This is a genomic window from Saccharomonospora piscinae (assembly GCF_005862235.1).
Taxonomy (GTDB): Bacteria; Actinomycetota; Actinomycetes; order Mycobacteriales; family Pseudonocardiaceae; genus Saccharomonospora; species Saccharomonospora piscinae.
Map to the genome: position 1 here is coordinate 25,628 of NZ_VCEK01000007.1, position 24,404 is coordinate 50,031.

Consider the following 24,404-nt stretch of genomic DNA (forward strand, 5'->3'; position numbering starts at 1 on the left):
TGTGTCAGCCACGGCGACGGGACGCGAACGAGCCCGCGAGCATGGCGACGATCAGCGGCAACACGAAGACGAACACCATGCCCCTGGCCACCGTGAAGAACAGCACGATCGCGACCAGCGCCGCCAGCGGCACCGCACTCGCCGCGAGGCGCTGCTGCCACGGCTGCGAGACCTCCGCACCGGACTCGCGGGTGGCCGGGGGCGGGGCGAGTATCGCGGGCCGGGGTTCGGGCAGGTCCGCGAACAGCGGCGCCAGGTCCCGCCGCGTCTTGGCCGCGCTCACCTTCGCGGCCCGCTCGTCGTACTCGACGAGGTCGAGGCGCCCGGTTCGGACGTGCTCGCTCAGCGCGTCCAGCGCCTCCTGCCGCTCAGCGTCGCTGAGCCGGTACTCCGGTCCGTCGGCCACACCCCGATCGTAGGTCGCCTCGGGCCCCGCAGACCACGAGCGGCGCTCAGTCCGTGATCTCCAGCAGCACGGAACCCTGGCCGACGGCCGCGCCCACCTCGGCGGCCAGCCCCGACACGGTGCCCGACTTGTGGGCATTGACCGGGTTCTCCATCTTCATGGCCTCCAGCACGACCACCAGTTCGCCCGCCTCGACCGGCTGGCCGTCGGCGACGGCCACCTTGACGACGGTGCCCTGCATGGGCGCGGTCACCGCGTCGCCGCTCGCGACCGCCTTGGTCCCGCCGCCACGCTTACGCGGCTTGGCCTTGGCCTGCTCGGCCGCCCCGCCGCCCAGGGCCAGGTCGCCGGGCAGCGACACCTCCAGCCTGCGCCCGCCGACCTCCACCACCACGGTCTGCCGGGGCTGCTCCTGCTCGGCGGCCTCGCCGGGGGCGGTGAACGGTTCGATCGTGTTGTCGAACTCGGTCTCGATCCAGCGGGTGTGGACGGTGAATCCCGTCTCGTCACCGACGAACGCGGGATCGTCGAGCACGGCGCGGTGGAACGGCAGCACCGTCGCCAGGCCCTCCACCACCATCTCGCCCAGCGCGCGCCTGCTGCGTTCGATGGCCTGCCGCCGGTCGGCGCCCGTGACGATCACCTTGGCGAGCATGGAGTCGAACTGACCGCCGATGACACCGCCCGCCGCCATGCCCGAGTCCACCCTGACCCCGGGGCCCTCCGGGAAGACCAGCGTGGTGACGGTGCCCGGTGCCGGCAGGAAGTTCCGGCCCGCGTCCTCGCCGTTGATGCGGAACTCGATGGCGTGCCCGCGCGGCTCCGGGTCCCGGGTGAACGGCAACGTGCCGCCCTCGGCGATGCGGAACTGCTCGCGCACCAGGTCGATGCCGGTGGTCTCCTCCGACACCGGGTGCTCGACCTGGAGTCGCGTGTTGACTTCGAGGAACGAGATGGTGCCGTCGGTGCCTACCAGGTACTCGACCGTGCCCGCGCCGGAGTAGCCAGCCTCGCGGCAGATGGCCTTGGCCGACGAGTGGATGGTCTCGCGCTGCTCGTCGCTCAGGAACGGGGCTGGTGCCTCCTCGACGAGCTTCTGGTGGCGGCGCTGCAACGAGCAGTCCCGCGTGCCGACCACCACCACGTTGCCGTGCTGGTCGGCCAGTACCTGGGCCTCCACGTGCCGGGGCCGGTCGAGGTAGCGCTCGACGAAACACTCACCGCGCCCGAAGGCGGCGACCGCCTCCCTCGTCGCGGACTCGAACAGCTCGGGGATCTCCTCGCGGGTCCGCGCGACCTTGAGCCCGCGACCGCCGCCGCCGAACGCGGCCTTGATGGCCACGGGCAGCCCGTGCTCGTCGGCGAAGGCCGTGATCTCGTCGGCACCGGCCACCGGCTCGGTGGTGCCCGGCACGAGCGGCGCACCGGCCCGCAGCGCGATGTGCCGCGCGGTGACCTTGTCACCCAGGTCGCGGATCGCCTGCGGGCTCGGCCCGATCCACGTCAGCCCCGCGTCGATGACCGCCTGCGCGAAGTCCGCGTTCTCGGAGAGGAAGCCGTAACCGGGATGCACGGAGTCGGCTCCCGCGCGCTTGGCGACGTCGAGCAGCTTGTCCACGACCAGGTAGGTGTCCGCCGCCGTGGACCCGTGCAGTGCGAACGCCTCGTCGGCCATCCGGACGTGGGGTGCGTCGCGGTCGGGGTCGGCGTAGACGGCGACACTGGCCAGCCCCGCGTCACGCGCGGCCCGGATCACCCGCACGGCGATCTCCCCGCGGTTGGCGATCAGCACCTTCTGCACGGCGGCTGGTTCGGGCACGCTTACCTCCTCGTTAGCTGCTCACGCGAGATTCTACGGACGCGGGGAAGGCCCCAGGCGAGAGAAGGGTCACGCCCGGCGCAAGGGGAGTCACCGTCGTCGCAGGTCGCGGACACGAGGTTCAGACCTCACCTCGCGGCTCGCCTACCCTCGTGCATGCGAGAGGCAGGGAGGAGGCCGTCGTGGTCCGCAGGTCCCCACCACGTGTCGTGGTGGCCACCGTGGTGGTGGCGTGGGTGCTGACCGTGGGCGCCCAGGTGGCCGCCGCGGTGTGGGGCGCGCGCGGCCAGGAGCCGGTGCCCCCGGCGCCGACGCGTGTGGAGCGGCCCGAGGGCTGCGGCGACGAGACCTGCCGCGTGCTGGCGTCCACGGTCGTCAACGGGATGTCGGTGGAACTGCTCGCCGACAGCCGGGGTGACGCGGGCAGGCTCAGGGCGGGCGGGCCCGTGTCCGGCACGGTCACGACCACCCGGATCACCGGCGACGGGGTGCGGCTGAACCACGACTCGCTGCGCTGCGCCGCGAGCGCGACCCCCGTGTGTCTCGTGCGGGGACCGCGGGACGGGGGCATGGCAGGCGAGGTCCACGTGTGGCGTGGTGACAGCTGGGAAGCCGCGGGCGAGGTCTACTTCTCCGACCTCGGCGTGCTCGTGCTCGACGACGTGGTGGGCACGGCGATGCCCGAGGTGCTGGTGGCGCGGGAGACCTGCACCGACCGCGACGGGAGTTGCCGGGAACTCCGCGCGGTGGCCGAGGTGCTCACGCTCGACGGTGCCAGGGCCGGCTGCACCCGAGCGCGGCGCTCGCCGGGTGAGCTCCCCGGCTGGCCGGACGTCGAGGTCGGCCGCACCGATCTCACGACCTGCCCGGACGGGCTCGACCCGCGCTGAGCCCGCCGGTCACGCGCCGGGCCGGGCACCCCACAGCGACACCACGCCGACCCCGACCTCGGCGAGCAGGCCGCGGGTCAGGGGCAGGCTGATGCCGATGACACTGGACGGATCGCCGTCGACGCCCTCGACGAACCAGCCGCCGAGACCGTCGAGCGTGAACGCACCCGCCACCGCGAGTGGCTCTCCCGTGGCGATGTAGGCGTCCAGTTCCTGGGGTTCGGGCGCCGCGAACCGCACGGTGGTGGCGCGCGTTCCCTCCGCGCGGGCCGCCACCACACCGTCGCGCAGCCGCACCACGGCGTGCCCGGTGAGCAGTTCCCCCGAGCCGCCCGACATGGCCTTCCACCGGGTGCGGGCCACCTCGGGCGTGCCCGGCTTGCCCACCACCTCGCCGCCGATGGACAGCATGGAGTCGCACCCGACGATCACCGTGTCCTCGCCCCGCGCGTCGCCGTCGAGCACCCCGGCCGCGACGTCGTCCGCCTTCGCCGCCGCGAGGGTGCGCACCAGCTCGGCGGGTGCGGGATCGGACAGCGACGCGATGATCGCCGCTTCGTCGACGCCCGACACGACGACGTCGGGGTCGACACCCGCGGCGCGCAGCACGGCGAGGCGGGCGGGGGAGGCCGAGGCCAGCACGAATCGCACGCCGTCAGGCTAGTACCCGCGCCGTGTCGCGGGCCTCGGCCCTCAGAGCCCCCACCGGGTGAGGGGCGCTCAGGCCGGGTAGGCCGACCAGCGCCACGCTCCGCGGCCGGGCCGGGAGGGCAGCCGCAGCCGCGACGCGGGGTCCGACCAGCGCGAACGGCGCGCGGGGCTCTCGGTGGCCGCGCTGCTCGCCGCCGAGGCCAGGCCCGCCACCACGGTGGCCAGCGCGGCCAGTTCCTCGTCGTCGGGCGCTCCGCGCTCGACCCGCAGGAGCGGCGCGGTGCCGGTGCGGTCGCTGGCCTCGCCGGTCATGGTCACCTCCGGTCTCGACGGTACGTGGCGGCCCCGCTCACAGCGGGATGTTGCCGTGCTTCTTGGGCGGCAGTGTCTCCCGCTTGTCCCGCAGCAGCGAAAGGGCCCGCGCCACGTGCCCGCGCGTGTGCGACGGCGGGACGACGCTGTCCACGTACCCGCGCTCGGCGGCCACGTACGGGTTGCACAGCGTGTCCTCGTACTCCTGGATCAGGTCGGTGCGCAGTGCCTCGACGTCCTCACCCGCCTCGGCCGCCTCCGCGAGCCGCTTGCGATGGACGATGTTCGCGGCACCCTGCGCCCCCATCACGGCGATCTGTGCCGTCGGCCAGGCGATGTTGACGTCGGCGCCGAGGTGCTTGGACCCCATCACGTCGTAGGCCCCTCCGTACGCCTTGCGGGTGATGACCGTGACGAGCGGGACCGTGGCCTCGGCGTAGGCGTAGATGAGCTTCGCGCCCCGCCGGATGATGCCGTTCCACTCCTGGTCGGTGCCGGGCAGGAAGCCGGGCACGTCCACGAACGTGAGCACGGGAACGTTGAAGGCGTCGCAGGTGCGCACGAACCGGGCCGCCTTCTCCGCCGCGTCGATGTCGAGGCAGCCCGCGAACTGGGTGGGCTGGTTGGCGACCACACCCACGCTGCGTCCCTCCACCCGGCCGAACCCGACCACGATGTTCGGGGCGAACAGCTCGTGGACCTCGCAGAACTCGCCGTCGTCGACGATGCGCGAGATCACCTCGTGCATGTCGTAGGGCTGGTTGGCCGAGTCCGGGACCAGCGTGTCCAGTTCGAGGTCGGTGTCGGTGACCCCGTCGGCGATCGTGCCGCCCGCCGGCTCCGGCGCGTCGAAGACCGGCGGCTCGGAGAGGTTGTTCGACGGCAGGAACGACAGCAGTTCCTTCACGTAGGACACGGCGTCGGCCTCGTCGGAGGCCAGGTAGTGCGCGTTGCCGGACTTGGTGTTGTGGGTCCGGCCGCCGCCGAGGTCCTCCAGCGTGACCTCCTCGCCGGTGACGGTCTTGATGACGTCGGGGCCGGTGATGAACATCTGGGAGGTCTTGTCGACCATGACCACGAAGTCGGTGAGGGCGGGCGAGTAGACGTGGCCCCCGGCGTTGGCGCCCATGATGAGCGAGATCTGCGGGACGACGCCCGACGCGTGGGTGTTGCGGCGGAAGATCTCGGCGTAGAGGCCGAGCGAGACCACGCCCTCCTGGATGCGCGCGCCACCGCCCTCGTTGATGCCGATGATGGGCCTGCCCGTCTTCATCGCCAGATCCATCACCTTGACGATCTTCTCGCCGTAGACCTCGCCCAGCGAACCGCCGAACACCGTGACGTCCTGGCTGAACACGCACACCGGGCGGCCGTCGATGGTGCCGTGGCCGGTCACGACGCCGTCGCCGTAGGGCCGGTTGCGGTCCTGGCCGAAGTTCGTGGAGCGGTGGCGGGCGAGCGCGTCGAGCTCCACGAACGAGCCCGGGTCGAGCAGCAGGTCGATGCGTTCCCTCGCGGTCTGCTTGCCCTTGGCGTGCTGGCGTTCGACGGCGCGTGCCGAGCCCGCGTGAACGGCCTCCGAGTCGCGGCGGTAGAGGTCGGCGAGCTTGCCCGCCGTGGTGTGGATGTCCGGCTCGTCTGCGGGGGGCGTTCCGAGTGGCTCCGTCGCGCTGCTCATGCTCCGGAAGCTTAGAGGCCTTAACACGTTGGCGTTCGATCAGGGAGCGGCGGCCAGGCGAATGCGTCGCAAGGCGGAGGGGCGTCCGCGTACTGGAAGTACGTGGGCGCCTCCTCCAACGCGGCGAGGCGTCGTCTGGGTGCCGCGAGCCGAACAGACCAACGTGTTAGGGGCTCTCCATCAGGCGGGCGGGGTTTCCGCGTGGCCCGTCGGCAATCTCACCGCCGTCCACCGGCCGCGTGGCCACGACGGCGCGCGGGGGCGCCGCTGTCTAGGGTGAGGCGGGTGAGCCACATCGATGTCGCCCGGCTGCGGTCGCGGCTGCTCGCGCCGGCAGGGCCCTACGCGGCCATCGACGTCGTCGCCCGGACCGGGTCCACCAACACCGACCTGCGCGCGGCGGTGGCCGAGGGCGCCCCCGACCGCACCGTGCTGATCGCCGAGGAGCAGACGTCCGGCGCGGGCCGGAGAGGCCGCACGTGGACGTCGCCGCCGGGCCGGGGCGTGTACCTCAGTGTGCTGCTGCGGCCCGCCGAGGTGCCGCTGCCCGCGCTGGGCTCGCTCGCGGCCGTGGCGGGGCTCGCGCTGACCGACATGGCGGCCGAACTGGGCGTGGACGCGGTGTTGAAGTGGCCCAACGACGTGCTCGCGGGCCCCGAACGCGAGAAGTGCGCCGGCGTGCTCGCCGAGGCCGCGTCGTCCGACGAGCAGGCCGTGGTGTGCGGGATCGGCGTCAACGTGCTGCCGCTGCGCGAACCCGTGCGCCCCGGGCCGGGCGGGCTGCCCGCCACCTCGCTGGCGGAGCAGGGCGCGCGCACCACCGACCCGACCGAGGTGGCGGCGCTGCTGCTGGCGGCGTTCCACGAACGCGAGGTGCCGTGGCGCGGGGCGCGCGGCGACCTCGCCGCTGCCGGGCTGCTGGACACCTACCGCGAACGGTGCGCCACGCTCGGCCGCGACGTCCGGCTGGAGGTGGCGGGCGGGCGCTCCCGCACGGGCCGCGTGGTGGACATCGACCCCACCTGCGCCCTCGTCGTGGACGAGGACGGGGGCCGGCGCAGCACCGTGTTCGCCGCGGACGTCGTCCATCTCCGCCCCGCAGCGGGCTAGCGCGCCGACGCCGACTCTGCCGGGTGACCCGGGTGGCCCGGGTGGCCCGGGTGGCCAGGGTTGCCGCGAAGGCCACCCTCGCTGCACCAGACGCAGTGAAGGTGGCCTTCGCTGCACCAGACGCAGTGAAGGTGGCCTTCGCGGCACCACCGGGACACGGCGCGGAGGGCGGGGTGCGAGGCGGGTCGACGCGGTACGGTGAGGCCACGGCGAAACACGAGTGGTGGGGGTGTTCGAAGTGGCCTATCCCGACAGTCTGCTCAGCGACGGGGAACAGGTCGTAGCCCACAAGCATCCGCACTTCAAGATGCTGATCTTTCCGGTGTTCGCGCTGGTCGTGGCCGTCGCGGCGGGAATCGTCGTCGGCCTGTGGGCGGCCGGTCTCGAACCTCCCTGGGACACCGTGGGCCCGATCGCGGCCACGGCCGCGGCGGGACTGCTCGTCATCTGGCTGTTCCTCACGCCGTTCGTGCGGTGGCGCACGACGCACTTCGTCGTCACCACCGATCGAGTGATCGTCCGCGAGGGTGTGATCAAGCGCACGGGTATCGACATCCCGATGGGCCGCATCCACAGCGTCCGGTTCGAGCACGGGCTGGTGGACCGCATCTTCGGCTGCGGCACCCTGATCATCGAGTCGGCGTCGGACGAACCGCTGACGTTCGACGACATCCCGCAGGTCGAGCGGATGCACACCTACATCTATCGCCAGGTCAACGACAACCCCTACGACGACTTCGACGCCCGGCCCTACGATCCGGCGGGGAACTACCAGGACTACCAGGACCACCGACCCGATGCCGGACGGCGGGAGCGACATGGGCGTGCGTGAACTCGGGCTGCCGGAGCGTGCGGCCGACCCCGGCGCGCTGCCGGGGCGGGTCACGATCTGGGAGGTCGGGGCCCGTGACGGTCTGCAGAACGAGAAGACGGTCGTCCCCGTCGAGGTGAAGGCGGAGTTCCTCGACCGGCTGGCGCGCGCCGGGCTCACCACGCTGGAGGCCACGAGCTTCGTGCATCCGAAGTGGGTGCCGCAGCTCGCCGACGCCGAGGACCTGCTGGCCCGGCTGCCCCGGCACGACGGTGTGCGGTATCCGGTCCTGGTGCCCAACGAGCGGGGGCTCGACCGGGCGCTGGCGGCGGGCGTGACCCACGTCGCCGTGTTCGCGAGCGCCACCGAGACCTTCGCCCGGCGCAACCTCAACTCCGATCTCGACGCCCAGTTCTCCCTGTTCGAGCCGGTGATCACCCGGGCGAGGGCGGCGGGCGTGGACGTTCGCGGCTACGTGTCCATGTGCTTCGGCGACCCGTGGGAAGGCGTGGTGGCGCCGGAGCAGGTCGTGTCCGTGGGCAGGCGGCTGCGCGATCTGGGATGCACGCAGCTGTCGCTGGGCGACACCATCGGTGTGGCCACCGCGTCGAGCGTCGAGCGCCTGCTGGACACGTTCACGTCGGGGGGTGTGCCGGTCGGCGAACTGGCGGTGCACTTCCACGACACCTACGGCCAGGCGCTGGCCAACACGCTCGCCGCGCTGCGCCGGGGTGTGACCACCGTGGACTCCTCGGCGGGTGGGCTCGGCGGGTGCCCCTACGCGGGCTCGGCCACCGGCAACCTCGCAACCGAGGACCTGGTGTGGCTACTCGACGGCCTCGGCATCGCGCACGGCGTGGACCTCGACGTGCTCGTGGACACCAGCGTGTGGCTCGCCGGGCACCTCGGCAGGCCCAGCCCGTCCCGGGTGGTGCGGGCGCTGGCCGCGCGGTGACCGATCGGGAACGGGTCCGGCCCGGCGTGCGTCCCAGTCACGGCCACCGCTGTCAACAATGACCCTTCGACTCCGGGGAGAGGGCCGTGACCGAGCATCGGGCGCAGGTGGAGGAGTTACTCGCCGACTACCGCCGCAGCAGGGAACGGCTGGCGGCGACGCAGCAGGAACTGGGTGCGGTCAGCGGGTCGGCCAGCAGCGCGGACGGGTTGGTGACGGCCACGGTGGGCGCGCGGGGCGTGCTCACCGATCTGGTGATCGACGGCGACGCCTACGCCCGCTACCGGCCCGCCGAGCTGGCCGCTCACGTGGTGCGCGCGGCGCGGGAGGCCGCGGCCGAGGCGTCCAGCGCGGCCGGCGCGGTGCTGGCGGAGGCGCTGGGGCCCGCGATCGACCCGCAGGCGGTGTTGCGGGGCAGCGCGGACCTGGCTCCGGGCGAGCTGGCCGCCCGGCAGGCGCCGGACGACGCGGACGATCCCGGGGAGATCTTCGAGGACCAGAACTGGCTCGACGACGCGGAATGGTCGACGTCGCGATGAGCACGGGCGACGGATTCGGTGTCGACACCGGAGGGCTCGCCGCGCGGGCGGACGAGTTCGCGGCGCTGGCCGACCGGGCGCGCGCCGTCGTGCGGCGGCTCGCGGAGGAGTTGGACGCGGTACCGGCGCCGTGGGGCGGGGACGCCGTGGGGCGGGGATTCGCCGCCGTTCACGGCGAGCCCGCCGCGCGGGCGAGGGAACTGCTCGAACAGGTACCCGGCGAGTTCGAGCGCTTCGGCGGCACGCTCGCCGAAGCCGCGACGGCCTACGAGTCGGCGGAGTCGGGCGCGGCCGAGGCCGTCCGCGAAGCCGGGCGAGCAGGGTAGGCCGGCCGATGGGAATCGAACTGCCCGCGCAGCTCCAGGACATCGCGACCGCCACCGGGGTGAGCTGGCCGGAGGCCGACGAGGACGCGATGTGGGAGCAGGCCCGCTCGTGGCGCCAGGCCGCCGCCGAGCTGACGACCCTCGCGGGCGATGCCGACGCGGAAGCCGAGCAGGCGCTCGCCGCACTGTCCGGTCCGGTCGCGGACGCCGCCCGGTCGCGCTGGGCGCAGGTGGGTGACGCCGACACCGGCGTGCTCGCGGAAGCGGCGCGCGGGGCGACCGGCGCGGCCGACCGGCTCGACCACGCCGCCGAGCGCGTGGCGGACGCGAAGGTGGAGATCGTGCGGCAGCTCGTCGAGACGGCCAGGACCCGGGACGCGGCGCTCGCCGCCGCCGACGCGGGACATCCTGCGGCCCTGCTCGGTGTGGACACGGTGGTGCGGGGTGCGGCGTCGGACCTCGGGGTGGTGACGAGCGAGTTGGCGGAGTCGGTCGCCGGCGGCGTGGCAGCGCCGGGGACCGGGCAGGACGACCGCGGTGCGGTGGACTCCGTGGCCGACCCGGTGGTGAACACGGTCGACGATCTCGCCACGCCGGGCGCGCCGGAGGTGGTGGTCGATGCCGTGGAGTCCCTCCAAGCCGCGGAGCCTGCGAACCCCGTAGCACCGCCGGACTCCGAGATCCCGGTGGACCCGATGGACCCTATGGGCCCGCTGGAACGGGTGCACCCGGTGGAATCGGTCCCTGTCCCGGACGTCGCCGAGGTGGTGCGCGAGCCGGACAACCCGGACACCGGGCCGATCGTCTCGCCGCACGCGCCCACGCCACCGTCAGGGCAGCCGCTGCCGGGAGGCCCCGGTCCCGCGGTCGAGGCACCCACCCCGCCGAGCGGCACCGCGTTCGCCGGGCCGGGACAGACCCACCTGTCGGGGTTCGGTGGCCCGCCACCGGCTCCACCGCCGGGCCCCTCGCCGGGATGGGGCGGGTACGCGCCGCCGCAGTACCCGGCCGCGCCCCCGGCGCCGCCGCAGTACGGGGCGGGGCCACCGCCCGCGCCTGGTCCCGCCTACCCGGCGGGACCCGTTCCCCCCGCGCCGCCGGTTCCCGGCAGGCCGGTGGCCGGTCCCTGGCAGGCCCCGCACCCTCCGGCGGTGCCCCCGCCGGGGGTCCAGCCAGCGCCGCAGCCGGGTGCCCAGCCGGGGCCACCACCGGGGCTGCAGCCGGGCCCGGTTCGGCCTCCCGCCCCGCCGCCCCCGGCCGCGCCGCCGCCCCCGTCGGCACCCCCGGCACCACAGCCCGCACAGCCCGCGGCACCGCAGGCGCCGCAGCCCGGTGCCGCGGCCGTGGCCGTCGGGGCCCCGAGGCGGGAGCGCGAGAGCGTGGCGGCCCTGTTCATGGTGCACATGTTCCCCATCGGGCACCTGCCGGTGGCCGCCGATCGCCCGGCGCGGCAGCTCCCCGGGCCGGAGGTGGACGACGGGCGCGTGCTGCCGTGTTACCCGCCGCACGACCATCCCCGCTCGCCAGAGATCGATCCGGAGCACGCGCTGGCGATGCTGCGCGGAGGTGGTCGTCATCCCGCGCCGCCGCCGGTGACGGTGCTGCCGTGCCCGCCCGAGGAGTCCGCACCACCCGACGCGCTCGGTGAACTGTCCGAGTTGGAGTGGAACCGGCGCTACCTGGTGCGGGAGGGGCCGCGCCCGGAGTACGCGTGGCCGCCTCCTGAGCGGTTCCCGGAGGGCTGTCACGAGCCGGGCGAGGCGGTGTGTCTTGCGGAGGGCACGCTGCTCGACCGGTTCGGCACCGCGCACGGGCGCGTGTTCGCCGCCGACGGAACGCCGTTCGCGCACCGTTGCCTGCCGCCGGCACACCGCGAGAGCGGCTACCGGCGATACCGCGTGCTCCGCGAGCTGCCCGTCTGGCAGGCGGTGTCGGCGCCGTGGTTCGGGCAGCCCGGTGGCGGGACGCGGTACCGCGCGATGTACTCGGCCGCCGAGCTGGTGGTGCTCGGGTACCTGGCGGACATCACGTTCGAGGAGAGGGCATGAACACCGAGTCGATCAAGCGGTGGCTGGACGCCGTCGGGGTGCCGGGCGAGGTCGTCTCGATCGGGAGCGAGACCGACAACGCCTGGTGCCTGCTCCGCACCGGAGAGCAGGGCGAGAGCGGCGAGATCGCCTGGGAGGTGTTCTGGCGTGAGCAGGGCAACCGCTACGACTGGGCACGGTTCTCCAACGAGCAGGTCGCCTGTCACTACCTGTTCGGCCGCCTCGCGTGGGCGCAGGTGGCGCGCGGTGCGGTGGGGGTCCTGCCCTGAGGCGGGCCCCGGCGCCGCTCAGCGCGCCGGTACGTCGCCGAGCAGCGTCAGCGCGGTGTCGTGGAGCAGCCGGTTGGTCGACAGGGCCGAGCCGCCGTCGAAACCGGGCGCGCCGGACAGATCGCTGAACCGGCCGCCCGCCTCGGAGACCAGGACCCGCACCGCGGCGACGTCCCACGGGCTCACGACGGGTTCCACCGCGATGTCGAGAGCGCCCTCGGCCACGAGGCAGTGCTGCCAGAAGTCGCCGTAGGCGCGGCTCTCCCAGCAGGCGTCCACGAGCCGCAGATAGGCGTCGCGGGAGTGGTGCTCGACCCACGAGCCCAGGTCGGTGGTCGACACCGTGGCGTCCCCGATCGCCGCGACCCCGGACACCATGGTGCGGCGCTCGCCCGCCGCGTCCCGCACCCACGCGCCGCCCTCGGCCTGCGCCCACCAGCGCCTGCCGAGCAGCGGTGCGCTGACCATGCCGACCACCGGCGTGCCGTCCTCGACCAGCGCGATGAGCGTGGCCCACACCGGCACGCCGCGCAGGAAGTTCTTCGTGCCGTCGATCGGGTCGACGACCCACACGCGACCGGCCGCCGTGGTGGAACCGCCACGCTCCTCGCCCGCCACCGCGTCGCCGGGCCGCTCGGCGGCCAGCAGCTCGCGCACGGCGTCCTCGACGGCCGTGTCGGCGTCGGTCACGGGGGTGCGATCGGGCTTGCGGTCCACGCTCAGATCCAGCGCCCGGAAGCGCGACGTGGTGATCGCGTCGGCGGCGTCGGCCAGCCGCTGGGCCAAGGTGAGGTCAACGGAGTATCGCAACACGGTCACGATAGTTTCATGTCGGCGCGCCGTAAGGTTGGCACGGTGAGCGTGGTCCTCCTTGCCGAAGACGATCCGGCGATCGCCGAACCGCTGTCGCGTGCGTTGCGCCGGGAGGGGTACGAGGTCGCCGTGGTGGCCGACGGTCCTTCGGCGCTGGACCGGTCCGCGAGCCACCGCGTCGACCTGCTGGTGCTGGATCTGGGGTTGCCGGGCATGGACGGCCTCGAGGTGTGCCGCAGGCTGCGCGCCACCGACCGGGGGCTGCCGGTGCTGATGCTGACGGCGCGGACCGACGAGGTGGACTTCGTCGTCGGACTCGACGCGGGCGCCGACGACTACGTGGCCAAGCCGTTCCGGCTGGCCGAGCTGCTGGCGCGCATCCGGGCGCTGTTGCGCAGGCGGGTGCCGGAGGTGCTGGAGTGCGGCGGGGTCCGCATGGACGTCGCGGGCCGGGTGGTCACCGTGGGCGGCTCCGAGGTCGCGCTGGCGAACAAGGAGTTCGAGCTGCTGCGGGTGCTGCTGACCAGGGCGGGACAGGTCGTGAGCCGGGAGGAGATCCTGGCGGAGGTGTGGAACGATCTCGACCCGCAGACGTCGAAGACGTCGAAGACGCTCGACATGCACATGTCGTGGCTGCGGCGCAAGCTGGCGCGCGCCCGCTCCGACGGTACGGGCCGGCGCTCCGGTGACGAGGCCATCGCCACGGTGCGCGGGGTCGGGTTCCGGTTCAACACGGACTGAACCGCCATGCGCCGCCGCATCCTGCTCGCCATCCTGCTCGCCGTCGCCGTGACGGGGGTGGCCCTCGGTGTCCCGCTCGGGGTGACCGGGTGGCTGCTCGTCGACAACCTCACCCGCGACGATCTGGCGTCCAGTGCCCAGCGCATCGCGGCCATACTCGACGACCAGCTGGCCGACGGCCGCAGCCTCGACCTCGGCCCGGTGCGGGTGGCGGTGCCCGAGAACGGGAGCCTCACCGTGCTGCGGCCCGACGCGCCACCGATGCGGTACGGCACCGACCCCGGCAGCGGTGACGACGTGGTCGTCGAGACGGTGCCGATCGCGCAGAACGGCACCGTGCGGCTGGAGATCCCCGCCGAGCCGATGCACACCCAGCAGAGCCAGGTCGCGGCGGCGGTGCTGCTGCTGGTGGTGTTGTCGGTGGGCACGGGCACGGTGGTGGCGACCGTCACCGCCCGCAGGCTCGCCAGGCCCCTGCGGCACGTCGCCGACCGGGCGGCCCGGCTCGGCGGCGGCGACTTCCGGCCGGACACCCGGCGCTACGAGGTGCCCGAACTCGACATGGTCGCCGACGCGCTGGATGCCTCGGCCACGGCGCTGGCCCAGCTCGTGCAGCGGGAGCGGCAGCTCGTGGGCGACGTGTCCCATCAGCTCCGCAGCCGCCTGACCGCCCTCCAGTTGCGCCTGGAGGCCCTGACCGCGCACGAGGACACGGAGGTCGTCGAGTCGGCGCGGGCGGCGCAGGAACAGGCCGACCGGCTGGCGGCCGTGCTCGACGAGTTGCTGGCCGCCGCGCGTGCCGCGAGCGAGGTGGGTGCCGAGGCCCTCGACGTCGGCGAACTGCTCGGTGAGGTGGTCGACGAGTGGCGGCACCTGTTCCGGCGGCACAACCGCGCCCTGCGGCTTCGGGCGGCCGAGGGCCTGCGGGTGCGGGCCACACCGGGACGGCTGCGGGAGGTGCTGGGCGTGCTGTTGGACAACGCGGTCAAGCACGGTGCCGGTGCGGTGACGGTGACCGCGCGGCGCGGCGACGACGACGGCACGGTCGTCGTGCAGGTGCAGGACGCCGGAGCGGGCATCCCGGACGACCTCGCGGCGTACGTGTTCGAGCGCGGCTTCTCCGGCAGCGGCTCGACGGGCCTGGGCCTCGCGCTCGCGCGGGCACTGGCCGAGGCCGACGGCGGGCGGCTTGAGCTGTCCCGGAAGCAGCCCGCGACGTTCAGCCTCTTCCTGCGGGTGCCGAGGCCGAGTGACGTCGCCGGGGTCAGCTGGCCCGCCGAACGGGTGCCCCGGTAGCGCGAGCCGGGACGCGGGTCAGCCGCTGCGGGCCGGTTCCTCGGCGGTGGTGTCGCGGCGGTGGTGACCCAGCTCGTCGGGAAAGACCCAGCGGCGGAAACCCCAGAACCGGAACGCCATCGCCAGCAGCATGCCGATGATTGAGCCGCTGGTGAAGTCGGCGACCTCCTGCACGAGCAGCGACACGTGCGGTACCTCCAGGTCCAGCACGTAGCGCGAGGTGTACAGCGGCACGAGGTTGATCGCGATGGCCACTCCGCTGACGAGGAAGAACAGGGTGGCTTCGTGGGCTCGTTCCCGGCCGCCCCTGGTGCGGAACGACCACTCGCGGTTGAGCACGTACGACGCGATGGTCGCGACGATGATGGCGATGGCCTTCGCCGTGGTGGGTTTCGTGTCCAGGACGGTGAGTTTGAGCAGGTACCAGACTCCGTTGTCGACCACGAAGGTCGTACTGCCCACGACCGCGAACTTCAACAGCTCCCGGTGCCTGACCAGCAACGACCGTAGCGGTGCCGGTACGCGGGCGAGAACGGTTTCGACGACGGCCACGACCGCAGTCTACGCAGATCGGCGTGATGATCCGGTTGACCCGGCACGGCGGGGCAGCAGCCGCCGCAACACGGAGCCGAGTGTCGACGGCGGGTCGTCGCTGGTCGTCGGCGGGGTGACGGTGCTGTCGATGCTCTCCGAGGGGGTGCCCGCGCCGTCCGGTGCCGGGGACTCGGCAGTGGCCCCGGCGGGCGGGGTGGATGACGTCGAGGGCGTCGCCGGGGGCGCGGGGACGTCGTGCTCGTCGTCTTCGGCGCCCTCGGCGTCCTCCGGGAGGCGGACGAGCTCCACGGTCTCCGTCGCGGTGTGGTCGCCGACGGTGCCGGTGACCGTGAGCGTGCCGTCGGCGCCGGTGCCGCGCACGCGGGTCCACAGCCGCACTTCGTCACCGGGGTCGAGCGGGTCCCGTGCCGTGCAGCGCAGCGGCTCACGCTCGGCGCAGGTCAGGCCATGCGACGCCAGCACCCGGGCCGGCACGTCCAGCCGGACGTTCGCCTCGCCGTCCCGCACCCCGTCGTTGCGCAGTTCCACGAACACGTACCGGCCGAGCGTGGGGTGGACGTGCAGCAGTGCTTCCGCGCCGGTGATCGCGACCGGGACGGTGAAGCGCACCGGCTCGGAGCCCTCGACCCGCACGACCCCCTCGACCTCGGCTGACTCGGCCTCGCGTGCGGCCCGCAGGTGGAAGCGCAGCACCGCGGACTCGTCGGGGCCGAGTGCCTCGGGGACCGCGCACGCGACGGTGCCGTGACTGTCCTGGCCGTCCTGGCCCTCCGCGCCTCCGACGGGGGGACAGTCGGTCGCCGGGCCGGTGCCGGTGGTGCGCAGGATCGGGCCCGGCACGGCGCCGCGCGGCGCGGCGTTTCCGGCCCCACCCTCGTTGCCCTCGTCGCCCTCGTCGCTGTCGGCATTGTCGTCGCTGCCGGGGGCGACGGCGGTGACTCCCTCGGGCAGGGCCAGTTCGACGGTGGCCCGGTCGGCGGGAGCATCGCCGTCGTTGCGGACGGTGATCTCCAGCACGCCGACCTCACCGCCCGCGTCGAGCGCCACTCCGTCCTCCGGAACGGAAGCCAGGACCTGCGGCTTCGGTTCCTCGGGCGGCGTGTCGTCGCCGGACTCGTCGTCGTCGCTGTCGTCGTTCTCGCCGCCGTCGTCGGGTGGTGGAGCGGGTGGGGTGGGCTCCGGCGTTTCCGGAGTCTCCGGAGTCTCCGGGGTTTCCGGAGGTTCCGGGGGCGGCGGCGGCAGCGGCGCGGGCGGGATCGGCGCCGGAGGCTCGGGCGGCTGGTAGGAGCCCGCGTCCGGTCGTGGCACCGGCAACGGCGGCAGCGTGGGGCGCGGTGGCCGCTCGCTCGACGGTGTGGGCGGTGTGGACGGCGGTACCGGCGGTGGCGCCGGGGAGACGGCGGACGGCGGCGAACTCTCCGGTGCCGACGGCCGGTGGGCCACCGTCCTCGCGCCGAGCCCTCCGGAGGTCAGCGCGACCGCGATCGCCGTGGCCAGCGCCACGCCGGACACCGCGACGCCGAGGAACTGCCGGGGCCCGGTGTCGGCGCCGCCCGCGCCCGCCGAGGCGAGCGTGGCTGCCGCCGCCGGAGTGCTCCCGCCGCCCACGGCCAGGTAGCCGAACGCCGACGTTCCCAGCACGAGGAAGGCCACCACCCCGCGCAGGGAGGCGTTGACGTCGGCGAGTTCGGCCGCGAGCGCCCGGCAGCGCGCGCAGTGGTCGAGGTGCTGTTCCACCTGGGCTCGTTCCCGCACGGCCAGCCCGTCGCGGGTCCACGCGCCGAGCTTGGTCGCCGTCGCCCGGCACCGCTGGGCCGAGGTCTCCGCGAGGTGCGCCTGGAGGTACTCCTGCCGCAGCCCTTCGCGGGCGCGGTACGCCAGTGCGGACACGCCGTTGGCCGACAGGCCGAGCAGCGGGCCGACCTCCGCGTGCGGCTGCTGCTCGATCACCGTGTGCCACAGCACCGCCTGCCAGCGTTCGGGAAGCCGGAAGAACGCCCGCGCGACGAGGCTGTGTTCCAGCTCGGCCAGCGCCGGGTCCGGGAACGCCGCCGTCAGCGCACCGGCAGCGGCGGACGCCTCCGCCGTGGCGCCGACGTCGCCGGTCGGGCGTACGCGGCCTGCGTTCCTGGCGCGGGCATAGCCCGTGTGGCGCACCGTGGTCAGCAGGTACGCGCGGAACGCGCTGTCCGGTCCCCGGCCGTCCCGCAGGATGTCGAGCACCTTCGCGAAGGACTCCGACACCACGTCGTCGGCGTCGGCGGCGGTGGGACACACCTGCCGGGCCATCCGGGAGGCGGCCTCCGCGTGGCGTTCGTAGAGGGTTCCGTACTCCTCGATCCTGCCCGCGCGCACCGACGCGATGAGGTCGGCGTCGCTGCGACCGTGCGGCTCGGGGGAGTCGGTGGTCACGGCTGTCCTTCCTGCGCGGCGGGTGAACCCTGTCGTGCGGCCCGGTCAGTGTGCCGGACCCGTCCGAGCAGAGCATGCCTTGGGTCGGGCCCCGCCGGAACCGTCGCGTTCGCCTTCACTCCATCGGGCGATGTCCGGGCTGCGCCGGTCGTGGTTCGCCCCTGCAGCGCGGGTTGGGCGCCTCCGGAGTGCCCGGGCGTGGTTTCCTAAGTGTCGTGAGGCAGAACCCGGGTGACGAGTGGTGACGCGCTGATGTCCACCAGCACTAGGACTGAGCCGGTGCGCACGACCGACGAGGACCCACACCTGCCGCTGGGGGAGTCGCTGGCGCGGCTCGCGCTCCGCCCGCGTTCGGTGGCGCTGCTGTCCCTGCTGCCGGTGCTCGCCATCGCGGCCGGGATCGCGGGCTGGCTGCTGGACTGGCGGCTGGGCGTCGACAGCGCCGTGTACCGGGCCGGTGCGCTCACGCTGTTGCAGGGCGAGCCGCTGTACGAAGGCAGCACCCTCGGGGCCGAGCCGTGGTGGGCGCTGCTGCCCTTCACGTATCCCCCCGCGGCGGCGTTGCTGTTCGCGCCGCTCGCGTTCTTTCCGGTGCAGGTCGCCTGGGGCCTGGTCGCGGCGGTGTCGTTCCTGGCGCTCGCGCTGGTGATCAGGGTGACGATCGCCGCGCTGCCGCGCCTGGCCGGGGAGCTGCCCCGGTGGGCCTCGCCTGCCCGAGCCACGCTGATCTTCACGATCGTCGCCTTCGGGATGGAGCCGGTCTGGCGGACGATCTTTCTCGGGCAGATCAATCTCATCCTGATGGCACTGGTCGTGCTGGACGTGCTGGTGCTGTGCCGCCGGGACAGCCGCTGGGGCGGCGTGCTGGTGGGGGTGGCCTCGGCCGTCAAGCTCACCCCGCTGATCTTCATCCCGCACCTGCTGTTCACGGGCCGCAGGGCGGACGCGGCACGGGCGCTGGGTACCTTCGCCGGGCTGCAGGGGCTGTTGTTCCTGGTCGCGCCGTCGGACGCCGCCCGGTTCTGGACGCACACGGTGTTCAACCAGGGCCGGATCGGCCCGATGCACTGGGCGGGCAACCAGTCGCTCAACGGGCTGCTGAACCGGCTCACCGACCTCGCCCCGTGGGCGTCCACCGCCGCGCTGGGCATCGGCGCGCTGCTGGCGCCGTTCGCCGTGTGGCTCATGCTGCGGTTCCACCGCCGGGGCCAGCACCTGTACGCCCTGCTCGTCACGGCGTTCTACGCGCTGCTGGTCTCGCCGGTCTCGTGGTCGCACCACTGGGTGTGGGCGGTACCGCTCATCGTGGTGCTGGTGGCGCGCCTGCCCCGGACGACGCCCGCGACGGCCTGGCGCCGCTGGGCGCTGGCCGGGTCCGTCATCGTGGTGTTCCTCAGCTGCGTCCTGCTGGTCCTGCCCAACGGCCGCAACCTCGAACTGCACTGGGAGTTCTGGCAGGTCGTCCTGGGCAGCGCGTATCTGCTGGTGCCGGTGGTGCTGACCGCCACGCTCGGGCTGCGCTGGCTCGTCCGCCGCAGGCGGTCGGTCCGGGCGGAGTGAGCCCCCTTAGGCTGGAAGCACCATGGACACCCGAACCGGACTGCCCGTCGTGGGCATGGTGGGCGGCGGCCAGCTCGCCAGGATGACCCACCAGGCGGCCATCTCCCTCGGCCAGTCGTTGCATGTACTCGCGGCGGGCGAGCACGACTCCGCCGGGCTCGTGGCGGCCGAGGTCGTCCACGGCCAGCACACCGACCTGGCGGCGCTGCGGTCGTTCGCGCGCGGCGTGGACGTGCTGACCTTCGACCACGAGCACGTGCCGGGCGAGCATCTGCGACGCCTGGTCGAGGACGGCGTCGTGGTGCGGCCGGGGCCGGAGGCGCTCGCGTTCGCCCAGAACAAGCTGCTCATGCGGGAACGGCTCGCCGCGCTCGGTGTTCCCGGCCCGGCGTTCACGGCGGTGACCGCGACCGAGGACGTGCTCAAGTTCGGCGAGGCGCACGGCTGGCCCGTGGTGCTCAAGGCGGCCAGCGGAGGCTACGACGGGCGTGGCGTGTGGCTGGCGGACTCGCCCGGCGAGGCCGCCGCGCTGGTGCCCGAGCTGCTCGACGCCGGCACTCCGCTGCTGGTGGAGGAGTGCGTGCCGATGCGGCGGGAGCTGTCGGCCCTCGTGGCCCGCTCGCCGTTCGGGCAGGGCTCGGTGTGGCCGGTGGTGGAGACCGTGCAGCGCGACGGCATCAACACCGAGGTGCTGGCGCCCGCACCCGGCCTGACCGCGCAGCGGACGCAGGAGGCCCACGACCTCGCGCTGCGGATCGCCGACGAGCTCGGCGTGGTCGGCGTGCTCGCGGTGGAGCTGTTCGAGACCGACGGCGGGCTGTCCGTCAACGAGCTGGCGATGCGCCCGCACAACTCCGGCCACTGGACCATGGACGGGTCGCGCACCTCGCAGTTCGAGCAGCACCTTCGCGCGGTGCTGGACTACCCGCTCGGCGTCACCGAGCCGCTCTCGCCCACCGTGATGGCCAACGTCCTCGGCGCACCGGAGACTCCGGCGATGCGTCCCGACGAGCGGTTGCACCACCTCTTCGCCCGGTTCCCCGACGTCCGGGTGCATCTCTACGGCAAGGGCGAGCGGCCGGGCCGCAAGCTCGGTCACGTCAACGTGCTCGGCCCGATCACAGACGAGACGCGGCAGCGGGCCCGGCTCGCGGCGCACTGGCTCTCGCACGCCGAGTGGACCGACGGCCACCCCGTCCACTGACGTCTCCCGGAAGGAGTAGCCGCACGTGAGTACGCCCGCCGTTGGCGTGATCATGGGAAGTGACTCGGACTGGCCGGTGCTGGAGGCCGCCGCCACCGCGCTCGACGAGTTCGACGTCGGCTACGAGGTCGGCGTGTACTCGGCGCACCGCACCCCGCAACGCATGCTCGACTACGCCCGTTCCGCCGCTGACCGGGGCCTGCGGGTGATCATCGCGGGAGCGGGCGGTGCCGCGCACCTGCCGGGCATGGTCGCGTCCGCGACGACCCTGCCGGTCATCGGCGTTCCGGTGCCGCTGAAGTACCTCGACGGGCTCGACTCCCTGCTGTCGATCGTGCAGATGCCCGCGGGCGTGCCCGTGGCCACGGTGTCGGTGGGCGGGGCACGCAACGCGGGGCTGCTCGCGGTGCGGATGCTCGCCGCCGCCGACCCCGCGCTGCGCGAGCGCATGGCCCGCTTCCAGGCCGACCTCGAAACGCTCGTACACGACAAGGACGCCGCACTGAGGGCGAGGCTCGCGCGGGGGGACTGACGAAAGCGATCCGCTTGGGGGCGCCCGCTGGGTATCCTGCCGCTGTGCTCACAAACGAACAGATCGTCGGTCGTGCGCTGGACCGGATCGGGGCAGGCTACGTCTTCGGCGAGAAGGTCCCGGACATCGACGCCGCGATCCGGCGCCGTCTCGCGGCGGGCGAGTACGACGATCTGGCCGGGCCGGTCCTGTGCGAGACGGTGACCACGCACTTTCAGGACGTGTGCCCGGACAAGCATCTGCGGCTGCTGTGGACGGACGAGCCGCAGCCGCTGGAGCCCGAGGACGACGACGAGGAACGGGCCGCGTTCCTCGCGCAGCTCCGAGCGGAGAACCAGGGGATTCGCCGCGTCGAGCACGTGGACGACAACATCGGGCTCGTCGAACTGCGGCACATCGCCACCGCCGACGAGGGCGCCGCCGCGATCGGCGCGGCCATGCGACTGGTCGCGGGCACCTGCGCGCTTGTCCTGGACCTCCGCGCGTGCCGCGGCGGTGCCCCGGAAGGAGCCGCGATGTGGTGCAGCTTCTTCTTCCGGGACGACCAGGTGCACCTCAACGACATCTACGAACGGTCCACCGGCGTGACACGGCAGTTCTGGACGCTCGCGCACCTGCCCGCACCGCGCTACCTTGACCGGCCGGTCTACGTTCTCACCAGCGCGAACACGTTCTCCGGGGGCGAGGACGTGGCGTACACCCTGCAATCGCACGGCCGAGCCGTCCTCGTCGGTGAGACGACCCGCGGCGGCGCGCACCCGACGGCCCGGCACGCGATCACCGAGCACGTCTTCGTGACCGTGCCGGTCGCCCGGACCGTCAACAGCGTCACCGGCACCAACTGGGAAGGCGTCGGGGTCGTGCCCGACGTCGCCGTCCCGGCGGACGAGGCGCTCGACACGGCGCTGAAGGCGGTGCGTACGCGACCCGCACAGGCCGGCTCGCGCGGGAGCTGACCCGTACGCGGCTGGGTCAGGCGTTGGTGCCCGCGTCCACCAGCAGGGTCGTGCCGGTGATGTTGCGCCCGCCCTCGCCCGCGAGGTAGGCCACGGCGGCGGCGATGTCCTCCGGCTCGTTGTAGCGCCCGAGCGCGGTGCCCTGCCGCTGCGCCTCGGCACCCGCGCCGTCCGCCGGGTTCATGTCGGTGTCGGTGGACCCCGGCGCCACGACGTTGACGGTGATGCCGCGCGCGCCGAGGTCGCGCGCCAGGCCCTGCGTGAGTCCGATCAGCGCGGACTTGCTGGCTGAGTACAGCGTGATGCCGGGCCCGGGAACGCGGGTGGCGAGGTTGCTGCCGATGCTGATGATCCGCCCGCCCCGGGGCAGGTGCCGTGCCGCGGCCTGGGAGGTGAGCAGCACCGCGCGCACGTGAATGGCCAGCGTGCGGTCGATGACCTCCACGGTCAGGTCCGCGAGCGGAGCCGCCGGGAAGATCCCCGCGTTGTTCACCAGCACGTCCAGACCGCCCAGTTCCCCGGCTGTGCGATCGACGGCGGCCACGGTCTCGCTCGCGTCGCTGCTGTCAGCCTTGATGGCCAGTGCCCGCCGTCCCAGTTTCCCGATCCGCTCGACGATCTCGTCGGCCTTCTCGGGTGCGCTGACGTAGGTGATGGCCACGTCCATGCCGTCGTCGGCCAGCCGCAACGCCGTCGCGGCCCCGATTCCCCTGCTGCCTCCGGTGACCAGGGCCACCCGGTTCGCGTGCATGTGCGTCCTCCCGCCATGTTTTGTATTGACCGATACAATACATGCGGGTGGAGAGGTCAGCCGAGCTGGTCCCGCAGCTGCCGCTTGAGGACCTTGCCCGCGGCCGAGACCGGGATCGCGTCGACGAAACGCACCTCGCGCAGCCGCTTGTACGGCGTGACCTGGGCATTGACCGCCGCCAGGACGGTTTCGGCGGTGAGGCCGTCGTGGTTGTGCTGACTTGAAACGACGAACGCGACGGGCAGCTCGCCCACGGCGGGGTCCCGTCTGCCCACCACGGCCGCCGAGGCCACGCCCGGCACGGTGAGCAGCAGCTCCTCCAGCTCTCTCGGGTAGACGTTGTAGCCCTTGTAGAGCAGCAGGTCCTTGGCACGGTCCACGATGGACAGGTAGCCGTCGTCGTCGAGCACGCCGATGTCGCCGGTGCGCAGCCAGCCGCCGTCGAGCACGGCGGCGGTGTCCTCTTCGCGCTGGTGGTACCCCCGCATCACCTGCGGCCCGCGCACACACACCTCACCCGGAGTGCCCGGTGGCAGCGAGCCCTCGTCCGGGGCCGCGCCCGGCTCCACGATCCGGACCTCGGTGTCGAAGACCGGCACGCCGACCGTGCCCACCTTGCGCACGCCGGAGCGCCAGCCGGGAGCGATGGTGACGCCCATCGTCGCCTCGGTGAGGCCGTAGCCCTCGGTGATCACCGCTTCGGGGAACCGGGCGAGCAGCGCCTCACCCATCGCCCTCGGCATCGGGGCGGCCCCGGAGGTGATCCCCCGCACCGACGACAGGTCCGCGGTGTGGAACTCGTCGCAGGTCAGCAGGGTGGCGAACAACGCGGGCGCGCCGCTCAGCGACGTCACCCGCAGCCGCTCGGCGTCGGCGACGTAGGCGTGGGAATCGAACCGGTCGTGGATCGTCACGGTCGACCCGCTCAGGACCCCGATGTTCAGTCCACCCAGGCCCATCGCGTGGAACCACGGGGTGAGGTTGATCGTCCTGCCCTCACCCAGCGGCACGGGCCACTCCGCCTCGGTCCCGGCGCGCGTGAGAGTGAGGCCGCCCGCATCGTCGACGGCCGGAACGGCGCCGGAACCCCAGCACGCGTACTGCAGCGCGTTGACGACGACGCTGCGGTGGGTCAGCCGCACGCCCTTCGAGCGTCCCGTCGTGCCACCCGTGTAGCCGAGGTGCGCCAGATCGTGGGCCGGGTCCAGCTCCACCTCGGGCGGTGTGGCGGGTGCGCCGGCGATCACCTCGTCGAAGTCGTGGGCGTCCGCCCGGCGGGGCCGACGGGTGAGGACCAGCTCCACGTCGGCCGCGGGCACGGCGTCGGCCACCAGGCCGTGCGTGACCACCACCCGTGCGCCGCAGTCGGCGAGCTGGTCGGCCAGCGCGGCCTGCGGCAACAGCGGGTTGACCGGGCTGACCGTGGCCCCCGCGAGCAGCGTGCCGTAGTAGGCGACGGGGAAGGCCGGCCCGTTGGGCAGGTGCAGGGCGACCGTGTCGCCCCGGCCGAAGCCGCGTTCCCGCAGCGTGTTGGCGAACCGGCACGCCGACGACCACAGTTCCGCGAAGGTCAGCTCGGTGCCCGCGTGCCGGAACGCGACCCGTTTGTGGTGGCGCATCGCCGCACCGGCGAGCAGCGCCCCCACGGGCACGTCCGGATAGTCCAGCGACGTCGGGAGGCCGGGCGGGCGCGGCGGGGGTGTGGGCTGCATCACTCGACGGTACGAAGCCGGGCGGGGGCGGACAAGGGCCAGGACGGGTGGCGAAACC

At 73.5% G+C, this 24,404-nt stretch carries 24 protein-coding genes; 14 read left to right on the forward strand and 10 right to left on the reverse strand.

Going from position 1 to position 24,404, the window contains the following annotated elements:
- Window positions 1-4: 4 nt before the first annotated feature.
- The gene (locus FFT09_RS21690) at window positions 5-406 is read right to left on the reverse strand and encodes a DUF1707 SHOCT-like domain-containing protein (protein ID WP_244231460.1); all 402 of its coding nucleotides are present in this window, start codon (window positions 404-406) and stop codon (window positions 5-7) included.
- Between the two features lie 46 nt (window positions 407-452).
- Window positions 453-2,225: an acetyl/propionyl/methylcrotonyl-CoA carboxylase subunit alpha gene (locus tag FFT09_RS21695; protein WP_024877811.1), complete on the reverse strand. Its 1,773-nt coding sequence runs from the start codon at window positions 2,223-2,225 to the stop codon at window positions 453-455.
- A gap of 182 nt (window positions 2,226-2,407) precedes the next feature.
- Here FFT09_RS21695 and FFT09_RS21700 point away from each other — a divergent pair, with 182 nt between their 5' ends.
- Window positions 2,408-3,115 carry a hypothetical protein gene (locus FFT09_RS21700; protein WP_138383858.1) on the forward strand — a complete coding sequence of 236 codons (708 nt, stop codon included), beginning with the start codon at window positions 2,408-2,410 and terminating at the stop codon, window positions 3,113-3,115.
- Window positions 3,116-3,124: 9 nt separating this feature from the next.
- On the opposite strand, the gene FFT09_RS21705 is transcribed toward FFT09_RS21700, so the two are convergent.
- The 3 genes from FFT09_RS21705 to FFT09_RS21715 form a co-directional block, all read right to left on the reverse strand.
- On the reverse strand, window positions 3,125-3,766 hold the full coding sequence (locus FFT09_RS21705) for a Maf family protein (RefSeq protein WP_024877809.1): 642 nt from the start codon (window positions 3,764-3,766) through the stop codon (window positions 3,125-3,127).
- Between the two features lie 69 nt (window positions 3,767-3,835).
- On the reverse strand, window positions 3,836-4,078 hold the full coding sequence (locus FFT09_RS21710; protein ID WP_138383859.1) for an acyl-CoA carboxylase subunit epsilon: 243 nt from the start codon (window positions 4,076-4,078) through the stop codon (window positions 3,836-3,838).
- 37 nt (window positions 4,079-4,115) lie between these two features.
- Window positions 4,116-5,756, reverse strand: a complete 1,641-nt coding sequence (locus FFT09_RS21715) for an acyl-CoA carboxylase subunit beta (RefSeq protein ID WP_081193634.1) — start codon at window positions 5,754-5,756, stop codon at window positions 4,116-4,118.
- A gap of 285 nt (window positions 5,757-6,041) precedes the next feature.
- On the opposite strand from FFT09_RS21715, the gene FFT09_RS21720 reads away from it, so the two are divergent.
- The 7 genes from FFT09_RS21720 to FFT09_RS21750 all read left to right on the forward strand — a co-directional run bounded on the left by FFT09_RS21720 (window position 6,042) and on the right by FFT09_RS21750 (window position 11,814).
- Window positions 6,042-6,866, forward strand: a complete 825-nt coding sequence (locus FFT09_RS21720) for a biotin--[acetyl-CoA-carboxylase] ligase (protein WP_138383860.1) — start codon at window positions 6,042-6,044, stop codon at window positions 6,864-6,866.
- A 229-nt stretch (window positions 6,867-7,095) separates the two neighbouring features.
- Window positions 7,096-7,698 carry a PH domain-containing protein gene (locus FFT09_RS21725; RefSeq protein WP_081193862.1) on the forward strand — a complete coding sequence of 201 codons (603 nt, stop codon included), beginning with the start codon at window positions 7,096-7,098 and terminating at the stop codon, window positions 7,696-7,698.
- Complete coding sequence (locus FFT09_RS21730) at window positions 7,685-8,632, forward strand: hydroxymethylglutaryl-CoA lyase (protein ID WP_138383861.1); 948 nt, start codon at window positions 7,685-7,687, stop codon at window positions 8,630-8,632. Before FFT09_RS21725 ends, FFT09_RS21730 begins: the two co-directional genes overlap by 14 nt.
- Window positions 8,633-8,718: 86 nt before the next feature.
- Window positions 8,719-9,171 (forward strand): YbaB/EbfC family nucleoid-associated protein, encoded by a 453-nt coding sequence (locus FFT09_RS21735; protein ID WP_138383862.1) that lies wholly within the window; start codon window positions 8,719-8,721, stop codon window positions 9,169-9,171.
- Window positions 9,168-9,497: a PE domain-containing protein gene (locus FFT09_RS21740; RefSeq protein ID WP_138383863.1), complete on the forward strand. Its 330-nt coding sequence runs from the start codon at window positions 9,168-9,170 to the stop codon at window positions 9,495-9,497. The genes FFT09_RS21735 and FFT09_RS21740 overlap by 4 nt, the downstream gene beginning before the upstream one ends.
- 8 nt (window positions 9,498-9,505) lie before the next feature.
- Complete coding sequence (locus FFT09_RS21745; RefSeq protein ID WP_138383864.1) at window positions 9,506-11,545, forward strand: TNT domain-containing protein; 2,040 nt, start codon at window positions 9,506-9,508, stop codon at window positions 11,543-11,545.
- Entirely contained in the window at window positions 11,542-11,814 is a 273-nt protein-coding gene (locus FFT09_RS21750; RefSeq protein WP_024877800.1) for a hypothetical protein, read from the forward strand. The genes FFT09_RS21745 and FFT09_RS21750 overlap by 4 nt, the downstream gene beginning before the upstream one ends.
- A gap of 18 nt (window positions 11,815-11,832) precedes the next feature.
- On the opposite strand, the gene hisN is transcribed toward FFT09_RS21750, so the two are convergent.
- The gene (hisN, locus tag FFT09_RS21755; protein WP_024877799.1) at window positions 11,833-12,633 is read right to left on the reverse strand and encodes a histidinol-phosphatase; all 801 of its coding nucleotides are present in this window, start codon (window positions 12,631-12,633) and stop codon (window positions 11,833-11,835) included.
- Between the two features lie 9 nt (window positions 12,634-12,642).
- Between hisN and FFT09_RS21760 the strand changes: the two genes are divergently transcribed.
- Window positions 12,643-13,368 (forward strand): response regulator transcription factor, encoded by a 726-nt coding sequence (locus FFT09_RS21760; protein ID WP_024877798.1) that lies wholly within the window; start codon window positions 12,643-12,645, stop codon window positions 13,366-13,368.
- A gap of 6 nt (window positions 13,369-13,374) precedes the next feature.
- A complete protein-coding gene (locus FFT09_RS21765) occupies window positions 13,375-14,664 on the forward strand; it encodes an ATP-binding protein (protein WP_081193641.1) in 1,290 nt (429 codons plus the stop codon).
- 18 nt (window positions 14,665-14,682) lie between these two features.
- Here FFT09_RS21765 and FFT09_RS21770 read toward each other — a convergent pair whose 3' ends face one another.
- Window positions 14,683-15,216 carry a GtrA family protein gene (locus FFT09_RS21770; protein WP_024877796.1) on the reverse strand — a complete coding sequence of 178 codons (534 nt, stop codon included), beginning with the start codon at window positions 15,214-15,216 and terminating at the stop codon, window positions 14,683-14,685.
- Between the two features lie 9 nt (window positions 15,217-15,225).
- Window positions 15,226-17,631 carry a sigma-70 family RNA polymerase sigma factor gene (locus tag FFT09_RS21775; RefSeq protein WP_138383865.1) on the reverse strand — a complete coding sequence of 802 codons (2,406 nt, stop codon included), beginning with the start codon at window positions 17,629-17,631 and terminating at the stop codon, window positions 15,226-15,228.
- Between the two features lie 252 nt (window positions 17,632-17,883).
- Between FFT09_RS21775 and FFT09_RS21780 the strand changes: the two genes are divergently transcribed.
- From FFT09_RS21780 to FFT09_RS21795, 4 genes are read left to right on the forward strand one after another with little or no spacing between them, the layout of a single operon-like run.
- A complete protein-coding gene (locus tag FFT09_RS21780; protein WP_138383866.1) occupies window positions 17,884-19,191 on the forward strand; it encodes a glycosyltransferase 87 family protein in 1,308 nt (435 codons plus the stop codon).
- A gap of 22 nt (window positions 19,192-19,213) precedes the next feature.
- Window positions 19,214-20,395 (forward strand): 5-(carboxyamino)imidazole ribonucleotide synthase, encoded by a 1,182-nt coding sequence (locus FFT09_RS21785; RefSeq protein WP_138383867.1) that lies wholly within the window; start codon window positions 19,214-19,216, stop codon window positions 20,393-20,395.
- Between the two features lie 25 nt (window positions 20,396-20,420).
- Window positions 20,421-20,927: a 5-(carboxyamino)imidazole ribonucleotide mutase gene (gene purE / locus FFT09_RS21790; protein WP_024877792.1), complete on the forward strand. Its 507-nt coding sequence runs from the start codon at window positions 20,421-20,423 to the stop codon at window positions 20,925-20,927.
- Window positions 20,928-20,971: 44 nt separating this feature from the next.
- A complete protein-coding gene (locus FFT09_RS21795; RefSeq protein ID WP_138383868.1) occupies window positions 20,972-21,883 on the forward strand; it encodes a S41 family peptidase in 912 nt (303 codons plus the stop codon).
- Between the two features lie 16 nt (window positions 21,884-21,899).
- Here FFT09_RS21795 and FFT09_RS21800 read toward each other — a convergent pair whose 3' ends face one another.
- Window positions 21,900-22,634, reverse strand: coding sequence for an SDR family oxidoreductase (locus tag FFT09_RS21800; protein WP_138383869.1), 735 nt, complete (start codon window positions 22,632-22,634; stop codon window positions 21,900-21,902).
- A gap of 56 nt (window positions 22,635-22,690) precedes the next feature.
- A complete protein-coding gene (locus tag FFT09_RS21805; RefSeq protein WP_138383870.1) occupies window positions 22,691-24,346 on the reverse strand; it encodes a class I adenylate-forming enzyme family protein in 1,656 nt (551 codons plus the stop codon).
- Between the last annotated feature and the right edge of the window lie 58 nt (window positions 24,347-24,404).